Annotated in this window: 13 protein-coding genes; 6 read left to right on the top strand and 7 right to left on the bottom strand. The window is 40.7% G+C overall.

The annotated features are described in order from the left end of the window. Positions 1-17 precede the first annotated feature (17 nt). From ORI89_RS02760 to ORI89_RS02770, 3 genes are all read right to left on the bottom strand, one after another. Entirely contained in the window at positions 18-422 is a 405-nt protein-coding gene (locus tag ORI89_RS02760; RefSeq protein ID WP_268228895.1) for a DUF5675 family protein, read from the bottom strand. A 97-nt stretch (positions 423-519) separates the two neighbouring features. Then, the gene (locus ORI89_RS02765) at positions 520-1278 is read right to left on the bottom strand and encodes a hypothetical protein (protein WP_268228896.1); all 759 of its coding nucleotides are present in this window, start codon (positions 1276-1278) and stop codon (positions 520-522) included. 600 nt (positions 1279-1878) lie between these two features. Continuing rightward, positions 1879-3009 (bottom strand): hypothetical protein, encoded by a 1131-nt coding sequence (locus ORI89_RS02770; protein ID WP_268228897.1) that lies wholly within the window; start codon positions 3007-3009, stop codon positions 1879-1881. Between the two features lie 262 nt (positions 3010-3271). Here ORI89_RS02770 and ORI89_RS02775 point away from each other — a divergent pair, with 262 nt between their 5' ends. Then, positions 3272-3715, top strand: a complete 444-nt coding sequence (locus ORI89_RS02775) for a hypothetical protein (protein WP_268228898.1) — start codon at positions 3272-3274, stop codon at positions 3713-3715. A gap of 443 nt (positions 3716-4158) precedes the next feature. Further along, positions 4159-4380: a hypothetical protein gene (locus ORI89_RS02780; protein WP_268228899.1), complete on the top strand. Its 222-nt coding sequence runs from the start codon at positions 4159-4161 to the stop codon at positions 4378-4380. 70 nt (positions 4381-4450) lie between these two features. On the opposite strand, the gene ORI89_RS02785 is transcribed toward ORI89_RS02780, so the two are convergent. From ORI89_RS02785 to ORI89_RS02795, 3 genes are read right to left on the bottom strand one after another with little or no spacing between them, the layout of a single operon-like run. Further along, positions 4451-5692 (bottom strand): TlpA family protein disulfide reductase, encoded by a 1242-nt coding sequence (locus tag ORI89_RS02785; protein WP_268228900.1) that lies wholly within the window; start codon positions 5690-5692, stop codon positions 4451-4453. A 4-nt stretch (positions 5693-5696) separates the two neighbouring features. Further along, positions 5697-7052, bottom strand: a complete 1356-nt coding sequence (locus ORI89_RS02790; protein WP_268228901.1) for a RagB/SusD family nutrient uptake outer membrane protein — start codon at positions 7050-7052, stop codon at positions 5697-5699. Between the two features lie 4 nt (positions 7053-7056). After that, on the bottom strand, positions 7057-10563 hold the full coding sequence (locus tag ORI89_RS02795) for a SusC/RagA family TonB-linked outer membrane protein (RefSeq protein WP_268228902.1): 3507 nt from the start codon (positions 10561-10563) through the stop codon (positions 7057-7059). A 636-nt stretch (positions 10564-11199) separates the two neighbouring features. Between ORI89_RS02795 and ORI89_RS02800 the strand changes: the two genes are divergently transcribed. The 4 genes from ORI89_RS02800 (at position 11200) to ORI89_RS02815 (ending at position 13470) form a co-directional block, all read left to right on the top strand. Then, positions 11200-11535, top strand: a complete 336-nt coding sequence (locus ORI89_RS02800) for a hypothetical protein (protein ID WP_268228903.1) — start codon at positions 11200-11202, stop codon at positions 11533-11535. Between the two features lie 177 nt (positions 11536-11712). Further along, complete coding sequence (locus ORI89_RS02805; RefSeq protein WP_268228904.1) at positions 11713-12567, top strand: ATP-binding protein; 855 nt, start codon at positions 11713-11715, stop codon at positions 12565-12567. A 5-nt stretch (positions 12568-12572) separates the two neighbouring features. After that, positions 12573-12923 carry an STAS-like domain-containing protein gene (locus ORI89_RS02810; protein ID WP_268228905.1) on the top strand — a complete coding sequence of 117 codons (351 nt, stop codon included), beginning with the start codon at positions 12573-12575 and terminating at the stop codon, positions 12921-12923. A 1-nt stretch (position 12924) separates the two neighbouring features. After that, positions 12925-13470 carry a PIN domain-containing protein gene (locus tag ORI89_RS02815; protein WP_268228906.1) on the top strand — a complete coding sequence of 182 codons (546 nt, stop codon included), beginning with the start codon at positions 12925-12927 and terminating at the stop codon, positions 13468-13470. A gap of 291 nt (positions 13471-13761) precedes the next feature. Here ORI89_RS02815 and ORI89_RS02820 read toward each other — a convergent pair whose 3' ends face one another. Further along, a complete protein-coding gene (locus ORI89_RS02820; protein WP_268228907.1) occupies positions 13762-14730 on the bottom strand; it encodes a hypothetical protein in 969 nt (322 codons plus the stop codon). Positions 14731-14881 lie beyond the last annotated feature (151 nt).

Below are 14881 nucleotides of genomic sequence, written 5' to 3' on the forward strand. Positions count from 1 at the left end.
TAAACCAACCCAAAAGGCTACTGAATGTGTAAAAACACTTCCTGTCCGCTATCCCACAGGCTATACACCAAGGCTTTAAGCTCGGCCAGGGCTTTTCGGCTTTCTGTGCCTTTGCCCTCCCCTGTCAGTGTTGTCACAGGGGCAATACAGCCCAAGAGCTCTTTCTGTGCATCGTTTGCTGCGTGTATAAGAATAGCCTCCCGTTGCAATACATGGGGTATCCCAATCTGCACGCCATGCCTGGGGTAGGTACGCTCCATCAGCTTGTATCTCCCTGTAGGGATACAGCTTAACCTGCGCATATTATTGCGCCAGGGCAGCTCGATGGTGTGGCAAATCTTTTGCCCTTGATAGCTAATAGTTCCGTTGGTTCCCTCTTCTCCGTAAATCCGCCGGAGAAGAAGAGTTGCTTGATTTTTCATTTTTTTTAGTTAAATAAGATTAAGAAGGTTAGATAAAGTTCATACAGATCTATTAACCTTATCATCTCTATCAACCTCCTTAACCATTACCCCTTACCTACGGCACATCCACCTCCGCAAAAGTCAGCGCATTGTACAAGCCATTAGCCAGTGGATAGTATGCGTTATTGACTTCCTGGAAATATCCGATACCCACCAATACAATCACCGCTTTGCTTGGATCTGCGATTAGCTCGGCCAATAATGCTACTTGTTGCTCTGCCATCAAGCTCACATCGATATACGGCGAACTCTCCATCACGATTGGCTGATCTTCCGAATCGGCATCAAACTCCTGCAGTGCCAGCGTAAAACGCACGTGGGTTGCTCCTTGCAGCATAGCAATCTTATTACGGGGCGAGAATTGGCCCGTAGCTAGTGTGCCCTCTCCCGATGCCCGGTCATAAGCATACTGCAACTTACCGTAGAAAATCGAAGTCAGCGAAGCCGTCTTATTGCACTCCAATCCGTTCAACATCGGTAAGTTCTCTGCCAACACCCTGCGCTCGCCACGCTCATTGAGAGAATCTGCCTTTACCACAGCAGAAAAACGCGAAGATAACCGCTGCGAAATACGGTTATCCACATTCTGCTCAAACAGGTCACGCAGCTGGTCTCGAAGTTTCTTCGAAGCCGATGCCGCTCGGCCAAACTCGGCACCATTCTCCCGTGTACGCTGAAATCTGGGATCCGTTGCGATACGCTCGGCAGACACACCGCCTTTCATGCGCACCTGATAACTACCATCCCTGGTTTTGAAGAAAGTCAGATCCCCGATCTGCCCTTTCATCTTAATTAATCCTTCTAATCTTGCCATAACAAATACATCTTGTAGACAGCACAAAGATGGCACAGCCTATCCAGACCCCTGTTCAATACGGAGCTAAACGAACGAAATGATTACAACTTGTAAAAGATGCGTGAAATGAGCACAAATGGCATTTGCCGCCCCTTTCATTATTGGCTACATTAGTCATGTTCAATAAACAGGAGCACGTTCGGGAGAGGGAGCGTATTGTATGCGGGGTGTATAGCATAAGTATTGCCTAAGTATACGTGAAGTATTAACAGTGTATAAGGAGTGTATTAAAACGCCATACACTACGCTTACTTTTTCATTACTTATTACGAGGCTATCTTTAGCACCCTTATAGCACATCATGCGGAGCGAGCTCGACAAAAAAACAGCATTATGAAGCCACAAAGAATATGTATCTACGCCCAGGATGTCAGTAACATCCTAGGCAAAAGCCTCTCACAGTCGAGACGCATACTGGCCTGCATCCGTGATGCCTACGGCAAAAGCGACAAACAATATGTCAGCATAGAAGAATTTGCCGAGTACACGGGCCTAGCGCCTGAGGAGATAAGAAAACAATGTCGATAACAATAACTACAAGGCATCTGGAGGGAGGAGTTAGATGCCTTTACTTCGTGCAGCGAGCGCCTGGGCCACCTGTTGCTCTATCTTTTTCCATCGCTCTACCGCAACGGTAATCGGATCATCCTGATAATCTACCATCAGCTCGACAGCACCTTCCTTTAGTTTGGTCAAGCCAAGCAATGTATGCGCACCGATCAGTAGCGTACGGCTCACATGTATCATCTCTGTAAACCGCAAAGCCAAGCCAGTCAAGCTGTTTTCCGTTATTAAAAATTCTTCTCCCGTATTCGTTACCAGATAGATGATCGGCTTCTTGTTGATACTGTCCTGTATATAGAATCTTGCGATCTCTTCCTGTTTAAAAAACAGACTTTCTTTTTCGGGGTAAGATAGTTCATATATTTCTTTAGGTTCTGCAGCGAGTTTATTTTCAAGCTGTGCGGTTCTATCGGCTAAATCAGCGACTAATACCAACTCTCGCTCTCTGAATGCTTCCAGTTGCATCCTTAAGCCTGTATTTTCCAATTGCATAAACTCCATTTGTTCTCGCAATCCGATATCCATTTGTTTCGCCAAACGCTGTTCAGTCATCAACTCTTGAACAGACTCCTCTGCCGCTAGCAATTCTTGTTCTTTACTTTGTAGCTTACTCTTCAATGTCGCCACTTTATTCAAGAGGTACACAATATAACCCTGCCGATTCAAGATGACCAAAAACACCAAGAACAGCGCATACACAAAGTGCATGTAGTCGCCCAACATCATGTCCAAACCGTAAATCCGCCAGAGATAAATCAGGAGCAGACTAAAAGGAATCAGGCCTCCCAAACATATCTGCATGACCAATCTTCGGCTCAACTGATTGTGCCAATCATGCCGACGATCTAACGTATAGGATACAAACATTATCCAGCAGATAATAGCCGCAATAATCAACATTGACTCTATGGCTGTCGCAAACACTGCCGGCCGTATTGCGTACCCGAGTGACATATCTTCAAAAGGAAACATTGCATACGCATAGCCCAAAAACATGGGCCATATCAACCCTATACGCCAATTATAATAAGGCGATCGAAGAAAGTCCAATGCTCGTGAAAATATTCGCTTAACGCTAAAACTCAGCCCCCAATTTTGAGGACTGGAAGAATGCTTTTTGTTCATAATTTCAGTTTTAGTTAACTCAATTCTAATGAATTATAACCATTACTTCAATACATAAAAACTTAAATGTAGTCTAATCACGACTTCTCCTGTCCGATTATTCATTCCTTACGCCCGTTTTCCTACACCTCCCGACATCGGGAACCCCTTCCCTCCCTTTGCCGCTAGTTTTGTTCATTTCGTCTAAAAAAGCTTCTAATTTTGTTAAGAACAAAGCACGGTGCCGTATGAGCATCTTTTTATAAACTTAAAATAACAGCTGATGAACAGACAATTCAAATTGACGGGTATCGGTGTCCAGGAATGGTTAGCATATGTCTACGAAGGCGGCGAGCAGCGCATAGCTGAAGAATGTACTTATATCGCACACGACTTTGTCGGGTGGGTCAGCTACCGTTTCAGTCTTTCGCCTGATCAGATAGATTTTTTGATCGCGTTAGGCGAGCTTGTACATGAGTCGTACAGCACAGACATACAGAACACCTTGCAATTGCGTGGCCCCATTAGCCTCGACAAAGAAGAGGCGCCGGCACATTCCGGCAATATCCAAAATGCCAAAGCACAGAACCCGAAGGTCGTATGGAAGGAAAAACAGAATGAGACAAAAGAGAAATCCGAAAGCGTTAGGTCACAAAACAGCCAGGCTTTTACGCAAAAAGCCAGGCTTCACTTTCGTATCAGCTACCCCGATATAGACGCTGACTAAAAGATCAAGCAGCGGTGTACCCTCTCCCATCGCTACAGCATCTTTTTTAGGTAAATAATAACAACATGAAAACGAAGGCATACCTAACATATCGAGCGACTCCTAGCTTATCTCTAGACATACGCAGCCGGGCTAGCAACTATCATATACTCGTTGCTGCCCACACCATCGCCATGCGATGCAGACTAGAGCCTACTAGAAAAGTGCTCGCTGTGCTATGTCATGCCGCCGGCCTCACCGTAGCGCGGTATAGGCGTAAGTTTGCGGTATTCCCCCGCAGACAAGGGGACAAGATTTAAAGTCCTGCTGTGTGTGCTGTAAAGAAAGCCATACCACAAATTGTGGAGCACAACAGGCCAAGACGTACAGCTATTCTAGAGAGCGGTGCGCACTTGCTGCCAATAGTAAACTGAATTGATTATAGTGATAAGATCGAAGGTACAATGGCGTGGTTTGAATTAACCGGCTCTAGCCCTATCGCTCCTAGCAACTATACATTACGTACCTCACCACCCTCATGTGGGGGGCAAGATCAAATCTGTGCTATACAGGCTAATGCGGATACAAGCAGTAAACCGCAATTAACTGAAGCATTGAAAGATGAAATGATCACAGCCTTACACGATGGCGTAGAGTCTACGAATGTAAAGTTACGGGACAGATAGTCTAGAGACCGATATAAGTTTTTAGTGAAAGGGGTGGACTCTTCATCCACCCCTTATTGTTTATTATTTATTATTCCAGGTCTTCAAACACAAGTACCTCTACCTTCCTTACCCCTTCTTCTAATACCATACCGTACTTTTTCAGTTGCTCATTCAGGTTTTCAAGTGTAGAGAAGTCAACTATATTCATTCTCACATCCGAATTAACCTCGTCCACTACAGGCGGAAAACCACCCTGATAATCTATCATAAAAGCCAATACCGACGTGCCACCCAACTCACCTTCATCTGTAGCTATCCCATTCTTCTTTTTAGACAATCGCTTCAATACAAGGCAAGGTATTTCTTTTTCAGACCAGTAGACACGAAGGCCAAGTGCTGCATTCAAATCGCTGATCACGATTTCAGCCAATTTGGATGGATCTTTTTGGCGAGAGTAAACCCGCTGATAACTAATCCCATTATCCAAAAGCCACTCGTTTTTCCCACCTTTCCCTAGATAACGGTATTTACCGGGATCTTTTACTTTCCAAACGACACGTTGCTCTTTTAGTAAAAAAGAAGGTTTTTTGATTTTCCCCCATGCGGCTACATAAGCTCCAAATATATCCGCATTATGAAAGTAAGATTTCCCCATATTGTGGAGGCTATCCCACTCCATCTTGATTCCTCCCCATGTTGACCCATCCTTATAACCAGTAATCTGTAACGATGTGATCAGGTTAGAATCAGAAGTATCAACTTCTGAGATATTCTCTTCCGTCGCAAAATCAGCTTTTAAAGGGAGTTTTATAGCGCCTTTGGTATAAAGTTCCGCTATGTTTTGGCGTTGCACAAAATCAGAAAAAGTAATCGCCCGTACTTTATTCTGAAAAAGCCAAGCCGTGTGAGGTACTCCTTTATGCGGGAAGTACGATTTTAATAAGGTATCTCCATAAATTGTAGGCAAATGCACCTTGTTCTTTTTTAAATATGCATTATTAGCATAAAACTTTTCTATTGTTTCTTTATCCTGCCACGTCACAAGTAGTATTTGCAACTTGTCGCTCAGTTCATCCTGCAACTGTTGAAGCTTAGGCATAGCCGCAATACAATTAACACAATAGGTATCAAAGAAATCCAATATCACTACTTTCTCTCGATACTCCTCCAAATCTAACTCTTGCTTATCGTAGTTCAAAATAGGCATTAATGCGAGCGTAGGTATCATTTGCCCCACCTTTAACTCCATACTACGGTCTATCGTAGTTTGTCCTTTGCCTGTACCTACCAAAAAGAGATAGGCTACGATGACTATTATAATCTTGTGCATGTTCTTAGCGTTTATTTTGTGGCATATCCGATTCTGACATCACAAGATCGGGTATCAAATGTGCATATTTCAAACTATTTGGCTCGAGACTATATGTTCTACCATCCAATGTACGGGTTAGTGTCTTTTTAAAACGTTCATCTTGATTCAGCCTTTTCAAATCTGCCCAACGGCTCCCGCGGAAGAGCAATTCTTTTCTCCGCTCATCCAGTATTAACTTAAGCAAGCGCTCACCATCAAACTCCGTAACTGGAGTGAAGTAATCCGCATCTATCCTATTTTTAAGCAACGTGTTGATAGCAGACAATGCTTCTTCTACTTTCCCTAATCTAACGCCTACTTCTGCTTTTATCAGATAGACCTCGCTTGTGGTTAGTCCTACAAAAGGTTGCCCTCCTGTATTGTCATATGAGCCTTTAAAACCATAAGTTGCCTCATTATCCCCATTAGATTGGAAATAGAGATCTCGGCGTAAATCTCCATCAGCATACATATCAAGTAATTCATCCGATACTTTTGCATAATATTGACTTATTGCATTACTAAGCATTACTGTGGCAGGAAATAATACTTCGTCATTAAATCGTACAAACGGAAAAGCTTGCTCCGAATCCAAACTCTCATACAAAATAAGCTTGTTATACAGTTTCAAACATTCTTCGGCACACCCGTAGGCCTTTTCATAATCTTGCATATCCAAGTAGACTCGTGCAAGCCCTGCGTAAGCAGCTGCTTTATGCGGTCTAGCTGCCATTACCTCTCTAGTGGGCAAATATTGTAATGCTTCTTTATAATCGGCTATAATCTGCTGATATGTTTCTTCTAGCGAACTTCTTACCGACTTATAGTCTAGGCCCGGACTTAACCGCAAAGGAATACCCATTTCTTGTCTTGCCGTCTCCGCCTTATAAGGTAAAGTAAAATTACGAGCTACTTGATGAAAGGCGAAGGCTCTATAAAAATGTGCTCCACCCCATACTTTATCATACTTGACTTTATCTTGGCTTTTGTCCACTCCGTTTAAAATATCCAAAACCTGATTCGCCATATATACTACTTTGTAAGGGTTTTGCCATTGGGTAGTCGCTGTAATAATCTGAGACGACCACGTATAGGTACTGCGTTCATCTTCTTCATAAAGAGCCCCCCAGTCCGCATCCGTTAAATAATAGTCATCGCTTGCTATTTCGCCTAAATTGGTATAACCTGTATTCATCGTGCTATAATCATTTAACAAGAGATCGGCATGCTCCAATGTTTTAGGAACCGCCAGTTTAGCATCTGGCTTAAGGTCTAAATAATCTGTACAGCCACCAAAAACCAATGCCAACAGAAAGATATAGTGTATTATTTTTTTCATGGTTTTATAAATTAAAGTTTACACCAAAAGAAGTGTACCTCGGGTCTGGAATATTACTCCCATATTCAGGATCAATCCCTCGTTTATTGGCACGCCATATTGTCCCTACATTCTGTATATAGGCATATACTCGGGCATTCTTTAAGCCGATCTGTTTGAGCTTTGTTAAGCTATAGCTCAGCTGTATATCGCGCAGTTTGATCTGATCTCCACGCTCTACCAAAGCCGATGAGTACAAGTACATATCGGATGCAGCACTGCTATTGGGATACACAAAGGCAGGCACATTAGTCCATTGTTCATCGCCTGGCTTTTGCCACCTCTTAGCATAATCGGCATGACCTACGTCATTATTGATAAAAAAACTATTGTAAAATGAGGTGCGCACAAACTTATAGCCTAGCTGATACGAGATATTAAAGGATAGCTCTAGATTTCTGTATGTAAAGCTATTGCGCAATGAACCGAAGTAAGTTGGCCTAGAAGATCCATGATTGTCCAGATCATCTACCTTCGAACTATAAACAAGTGCAAAATGATCATTGGAAACCTCTCCATCTAAATATCCTAAAGGCATCCCCTTCTCTGGATCAAGCCCAGCCCATTTGTAGGTTAACAAGCTAAATAAGTCATATCCCTCGATCGGAGTCATCGGGGCATCAAAAGATCCTGATCGAAAACTATCTGACCTACGGTCATAATTATACGATTTGGTAACTTTAGTCCTATTGTAAGCAAAGACGAGATTGGAGTTCCATGTGAAGTTCTGCTTTTGGATATTTATTGTATTAAGCGCCACATCCACCCCTCTACCGTCTAAATCAGCCGAATTGATAGCTAGAGTAGAATATCCTGTAGAAGGGTCCAGTTTTGCTCCTGCAATCAGGTCTTTTGGTCGCTTGATATAGTATTCGACCGCTCCCGTAATACGGTTTTTAAAGTTAAAATCTAACCCCATATTGAGCATGCCTACTCGTTCCCAACGTAGTGACGGGTTTGGGGGCGACTGCATCTGCGCATAAGGTTCGCCTGTGATATAGTGTGGTGTGGATTCCACTCTAATGATCGGGTAAGCAGCCGTATTGTTGTTGACATTGCCATTATAACCGTAGGTTGCTCGTAATTTCAGTGATGGAAAAACCGAATCATCTATAAAATCTTCTTTTGATAGTGACCAAGCTAGCCCCATTGACCAAAATGGTTGAAATTTATCATTTGTTTTTACGCCAAATAAATTGGAAGCATCTTGCCTAGCACTACCGCTCAATGTATAACGACCATTATAGGTGTAAGAGGCATTAGCAAAATAGGACACATAGCGATTGGTATAGGATTCCATTTGTGAGAAATCTTCCAACCTTGTTGAGCCCCCAATACCATTAAGGGTACGAATCTCCTTTCCATACTCTACCGGTGTATGCGTCAGTGTCTCGGGGTCATAGCCAAAGAATACCGCACTCTGCATATTGCTACCAACCTGCCGTATTTCCCCACCTGCTATACCGTTTAAACTATGTTTATCAGACCAATCTTTATTGTAATCTAGCTGAAGACGCCCTTGGTGCATCTTATTCGTTCGATAGAGTGTATTCATCATATCCCCCACAGGTACATTCCATATTACCTCATCCTCATTCCATCCAGCTCTATAATTAATATATTGCCTATGATAAAACGACCCCATGCCCTTCCACACCTCAGTAGACTGACTAGCAAACTGATAAGCATATAAGCCAGAGACCTTGATAGAAGGTAATATCTGATATGCTGCCTGCATATTGAGGAATGTCTCTTTGATATCTGCCATCTCGTGTGTTTCGTAGAGTTCCTCTAAAGGCCTGTATTGCCAGTCCAAAAGCCTCCCTCCTGCTACCGTATCCCTAAATGTCGGGTTATAGGGTACAGCATGCACAATAAGCGGATTTCCATTATCATCAGCCAGTCGCATATAGGGATAATTACCAGGACCTCGAGCCATTAAGTTAAAACCCATTGGCCTCTCACTCTCTTTTCGTTTTGACTCGGTATACGTAATGCCTACATCTACCGTTAAATTTTTAATAGGTCGCAGCTGTGTATTATTTTTCACCGTTAATCGATTATAAGAAGAGGTCACCACTTCATTAAGGTTCTTATCATAGCCTAACGAGAAAGAGGTATTTATCTTTTCCGAACCACCCCTAAGCTGCACACTGTACTGCTGCTTGGTAGAATTACGATAGATATACTTTAGAAAATCGTCACGCAGATCTATGGTACCCAAATAATCGAGCTCCCGCTTCAACTCAGCATCGTCAATTTCATTATTCTTGTGCTTCTTTAATAGCTGTATCACGGGTGTTAGACCCGAGTTGTACCTATTAATCCGGCTATTCCAGTAACCCTTATCAAACAAAAAGCGTTCGGCTTCTATATAATCTGCACTTGCCATTTGTGGGTAATAATACAAGTCTGGTTTTGCACCAACTGTTAGGCTACTATTAAAAGACAACTGAAAAGGCTGATTGTACTTTGCTCGCTTTGTAGTGACTACTATCACACCATTGCCTGATTGCGCACCCCAAATTGATGATGCAGCGGCATCTTTTAATACAGTGACGCTTTCCACATCATTAGGGTTGATATTCATAAAGTACCCGTTAAGCAAGTCATAATTATTAGTATAAGGCACACCATCGACAACAACCAATGGCCAGGCATTAGAGCCTAATGTGCTTATGCCCCTAACATTTATTCCTAACAGCCTCCCTTTGTTTTCTGGAAATACCCTTGTTGAAGATATCCCCGGCACTACATCCTCTAACCGAGAGACAAAGTCGGTAGACACCTTTCTGTTAAATAATGCCGAGTCGATAAACTCAAAGCTCCCCGTTGCCCGTTCCTTGGGTATCTTTTGGTATCCTGTAGACAAGACCTCGACTTCTTCGATCTGCTTCTCGCTGATCTTTAGGTTAATTTTCAATAATGTAGCAGTATTTTCATAATCAACGTTCTGCTCGCGATAGCCTATATGTTTTACGGTGAGTACGCCTGTGGGTTTGTTTACGTTGATGGTAAACTTCCCCTCCTTATCGGTGCGTGTATACTTCTTGTCCACGATGATCGAAGCCCCCTCTATCGCCTGCCCGTCGGCAGCCGAGCGCACCTCGCCACGAAGCATAAGCTCGGTCTGCGTCTGAGCGGTCGCCTGCGTATGCGCAAGCGAACTAAACAACACACAAAATATCGTTAATAGCAGCGCAACACTACTTCTTTCGTCACTGCGAGCAATGCGAAGCAGTCTCTCTTTTAGAACTGAAATCCCCCCATTATCTCTGTCCACAGCATAGCCAGTTGTCCCGCGGGCGCGGGACTTCTGAACATTACAACTAAACTGATAATAAATTGTGCTGAGAGACAGCAACAAACATTGAAAGCTATTTAGAAAAGTCTTTAATTTTCTTTGTATTCTAAAGGTTCGCCGTTGCTCCACATCAGGCAAAGCACTGCCACCCTCGTAAAAATGTTTCATTTTTCAAGATTTTAAATTGATTACGTGTGAACTAATGGAAGTGAGGTTGGGAAATATGATCGATCAATATCCCGCCAAATTAAACCCTTAGACTTAGCCACACGGTTAAAAAAATAATTGATTCTTAAGTAAAGGAAGTTCCTGCGTATGGGAATTATTAGAATGACACCGGTTTATAATTGGAACACCCTTTTTAAGACAATAGTCTACCAAACTATACCAAAGCTACTCTGGCGGGCAAAAAATGTTTTGTAATAACTGTTTTATCATAACTCACTGTTTAAATTGTGAGCTGAGGGATAAAAAAGCGGGCCTCTGCTCACTACTCCTCCCAGGCATGTTTGGATATAGCGAGTGAGCGCCCGCTCAAATTTATATTTAAAATAATACAAATCCAAAAACGGGCTTCACTGCCATCTCTTGCATCACTCATTTTGCCTGGGAGGAACAAGAAACTTGGTAAAATTTTAATAATTCCTCCACACAAAGACCAATATTTCTAAAAAATGGTCTGTGGAAAAACTCTTTATTATACAAATATATACAAAAATGTATAATAAACAACTGAATTTTGTATAATTACAACCTTTTTTCGACAATCTATATTGAATATATTCAGGGACAAAGTAATCGCGCATGTCTGAAGAAAAACATAGAGGTGAATTTTTAAGCAAGATTGTCACTCGAATGGGTTCGAATGTGGGAAAATTAATGGAGCGAATGGGATATCACCGAACCACATATTATACCCATATTAAGCAAGCGGATCTAGATTATTCTATCTTGGCACAATACACAAATGCCATTCCTTATGATTTCACATTGGAATTTCCAGAATTGAAAAACTATCTTTTTGAAAAACAAAACAATACACAATCAATTACTGAAATACAATTAGACCGAGATAAATGGCGCACCAAATATTACGACCTTTTAGAGAAATACAACGATCTTCTGGAAAAAAGAGGTTAATTAGCCTTTCAGCTAATCAACATCTCTATGCTTGAAGCATACTTGCTGATTGGTAAAAGAATTTTAGAGAACAATGAAATCTGTTATCAGAAGAATATTACCAAATTAGAACAACAACATTAAAAGATATGTTTTTATATTATTATTTGAAGATGGGTTTCATTATCTTAGTGAAAGATGAGCGAATTATTTCATATTAACAACTCTTATGAGAGCTATCAAAAAATCATTTCCTTCTATCAACAAAACAAGGACCTACTTTTTGACGACATTCATATCTCAATAAAAAGCTGGTTCTCTGCAAATATGAGTGCTTCCTTAGGCGCAGTTTTGGACCTTTTTATAGACAATATCAACAGCATACATTTTGATCATATACCTCCAAAAACAGAAGATATACTCTTAAAAAATGGATTCTTAACTTTTTATGGTAAAGAAGGCAAGGCGGATATCAATCACACTACCATAAAATACCAAAAATTAAAACCAACAGATGGAAAATACTTTAAAGCATATGTGATAGATGAGCTGATAGGCCGATCCGAGCTTCCATCTATGTCTGATCCTCTTAAAGAAAAAATGGTAGAGGCCATCTACGAAATATTTGTAAATGCCCAAATACATAGTAAATCAAACGTTATATATACGTGCGGGCAGTTCTTTCCTGCGAAAAATAAGATTGAGTTTACTATAGTAGATACTGGTATTGGATTCAAGGCAAACGTCGATAAAAAATTTAATGTAAATTTACATGCTTGTCAAGCGATAAAATGGGCGGTACAGGATCGGAACACAACCAAAGATATTACAGGGGGAATTGGTTTAGCAGTTTTAAAAGAATTCGTCCATAAGAACAATGGGTACATGCAGATTGTTAGTGGTGATGGATTCTATGAATTTAACAAAAATGGTGAAAAAACGGCTTCATTTACAGGAAAGTTTCCAGGAACAATAGTAAATTTGCAATTTTCAACCAATGATAATAGTAATTATTGCTTGGCTAGCGAGATAGATATTAACAATATTTTTTAAAAGTTATGGAAGAACGTACAACAATAAGCATTAAAAACACTATTGGAGATGCATATGGCGTAGAAGCAGAGGACGGTCAAAAGGTTTTTGAATTAATAAAAAAGGCTATTGATGCCGGGTATAAAGTAACTTTGTCTTTTCTGAATATCGAGATGTTAACTACGGCTTTTTTAAATACTGCTATTGGCCAGCTTTACAAAGATTATTCAGAACAAGAAATAAAAGCTAGCTTACAGATAACAGACATTTCAGAGTCAGGCAAAGTAGCCTTAAAACGTGTTGTCGACACAGCAAAACTTTTTTACAAGAATCCGGAAGCCCTCCGCAACAGCATAGACGATATATTAGGTGAATAATATGGCAAAGAAGTTTAAGTTAGCAGAAGTTAGTGACTTGAAAGATCGGTCTGTTTTTTTTGATGCGAATGTGCTAATATATTTATTTTGGCCAACTGGCCGTCAAACATTTGAAACTAATTACGCAAATGCATTTGCGCGCCTATTAAGACAACAGAACACTTTTTTCGTAGATTTTTCAGTAATTTCTGAGATCATTAACAGAGCAATACAGACTGAGTACAGCAAATATCTTCTGACTCATTCCTTAAATAAAAACAAATTCAAATACAAAGACTATCGTAAAAGCGCAGATGGCCAAGAAGCACTAAAGGATATTTACCTTATTGTAGAACAGCAGATCCTAAATCGCTTTAAAGTAAAAGGAAAAACATATACCGTGGATACTCTTAAAAAGTTATTGATTGTAGATGATCTAGATTTTGTTGACAAATCAATTGTGGACATATGCCGGGAAAACAATTTTGTACTTCTGACTAACGACAAAGATTTCAAAGACACTAATATTGATATACTCAGCTGCAACAAACATATTTTTAGAGCATAAAAACGGAAAACAATATCTATTATCAAAATGAGTAAGTTTTCAAAAATATATCTTAAATGTCGTAGGGGATCCGGATTTCGTAGTCATATTGTTGGGCTTTTGAAAAAAGACAGCGAAACAACATAAAAAAACCAAAAGAAGCTAAAAAGTAAAAGGGAATATAAGCGATGGCAACGGCGAAGACCCTATCATAGGCTTGGTGCTGCCCTCGATAAAGAGCAGTGGGCATAAAAAGCCGCCCCCAATTTACATCAGGACGGCTTAAAAACTTATAAACATAATATCTATTATCTAGAGGTTTTCTACCTCTTCTATAGAAAGGCCTGTGCCCTTAGCAATATCTGCAATAGGTAGACCCATTTTCTTAAACTCTAAAGCTATGGCAATGGCTTTTTTACGCTCACCATCGGCTTTTCCTTTTTCCATTCCAGTCTTAATTCCTTTTTCTATTCCAGTCTTAATTCCTTTTTCTATTCCAGTCTGGATTCCTTCCTTTTTTGCCTTATCTAATAAATATTCTCGAGTGCCCATACTAATACTCCTTCCTATTTTGTCTTCTATTTCTGATTCAAATATACTCAAAACCTGTTGGTTATCAAAATTAACATAATATGTTAAAAAGTCATACAAACCCTGTCGCGTCTTCTTTTCCATCTTACGCTTCATCATCTCATCATAAAGATCGTGCTTGATGTCTTTAAGCTGCTCGTCCGTTATGTTTTTATGTAATATAGCCAGTAAAGCCGTTAATACGACTACCGAAAATGGATTGCTATTGGCCCGAAGATCCGCCTCATCCTGATCCAAGATTTTATAGCTGTTGAAATCGTACCGAATCTTGGTAGACATAAACTCACGTATATATACTTTGGGACGATAGCTCTTATTACCATCTGCAAGAATAGCGATTGCTGTAACTGGCACCTTATATCGATCGTATATCTTATAGTAGTACTGAAACATACGCTCAGCTAGATCGCCCTTTCCCTTGCTACTCTGCACCTCAATATGACACAGGATATATTGCTCACCACCATGTTTAAGGTGAACCTTAACAAGCTTGTCAACAAAGCGCACCCCAGCCCCATTGGCCTGCGGAGGGAATAACGTTTCAAATTCCTTATCTAGATAATCGAAAGGTTTGCTCAGATCAAACTCAGTATCCGCATTAGGAAACATAAACTGCAAAAAATGGGAAAAGGTCTGCTCCAATATAGATTTCCAAAGAAGATCGTCGACCCGCCTTACTCTTTTACTCATAACTGTTTATCAAATGGTTACTAAGCAAAGATATTAAACAAATAACTGAAAAGCTAATTATTTTAGCTTTCTTTTTTAAAGCACTACTTATTCTAGTGGCAAGGCTGTGCTCCGACTGAAACAAGAGGAAGACAGCGAAACAACATAAAAA

The organism is Sphingobacterium sp. UT-1RO-CII-1 (assembly GCF_026711005.1).
Lineage (GTDB): Bacteria > Bacteroidota > Bacteroidia > Sphingobacteriales > Sphingobacteriaceae > Sphingobacterium.

Coding starts and splice junctions, on each gene's coding strand:
- ORI89_RS02785 (WP_268228900.1), bottom strand. CDS start 5,692: ATGCACAAGATTATAATAGTCATCGTAGCCTATCTCTTTTTGGTAGGT.
- ORI89_RS02770 (WP_268228897.1), bottom strand. CDS start 3,009: ATGAACAAAAAGCATTCTTCCAGTCCTCAAAATTGGGGGCTGAGTTTT.
- ORI89_RS02795 (WP_268228902.1), bottom strand. CDS start 10,563: ATGAAACATTTTTACGAGGGTGGCAGTGCTTTGCCTGATGTGGAGCAA.
- ORI89_RS02800 (WP_268228903.1), top strand. CDS start 11,200: ATGTCTGAAGAAAAACATAGAGGTGAATTTTTAAGCAAGATTGTCACT.
- ORI89_RS02790 (WP_268228901.1), bottom strand. CDS start 7,052: ATGAAAAAAATAATACACTATATCTTTCTGTTGGCATTGGTTTTTGGT.
- ORI89_RS02775 (WP_268228898.1), top strand. CDS start 3,272: ATGAACAGACAATTCAAATTGACGGGTATCGGTGTCCAGGAATGGTTA.
- ORI89_RS02810 (WP_268228905.1), top strand. CDS start 12,573: ATGGAAGAACGTACAACAATAAGCATTAAAAACACTATTGGAGATGCA.
- ORI89_RS02815 (WP_268228906.1), top strand. CDS start 12,925: ATGGCAAAGAAGTTTAAGTTAGCAGAAGTTAGTGACTTGAAAGATCGG.
- ORI89_RS02805 (WP_268228904.1), top strand. CDS start 11,713: ATGAGCGAATTATTTCATATTAACAACTCTTATGAGAGCTATCAAAAA.
- ORI89_RS02820 (WP_268228907.1), bottom strand. CDS start 14,730: ATGAGTAAAAGAGTAAGGCGGGTCGACGATCTTCTTTGGAAATCTATA.
- ORI89_RS02780 (WP_268228899.1), top strand. CDS start 4,159: ATGGCGTGGTTTGAATTAACCGGCTCTAGCCCTATCGCTCCTAGCAAC.
- ORI89_RS02760 (WP_268228895.1), bottom strand. CDS start 422: ATGAAAAATCAAGCAACTCTTCTTCTCCGGCGGATTTACGGAGAAGAG.
- ORI89_RS02765 (WP_268228896.1), bottom strand. CDS start 1,278: ATGGCAAGATTAGAAGGATTAATTAAGATGAAAGGGCAGATCGGGGAT.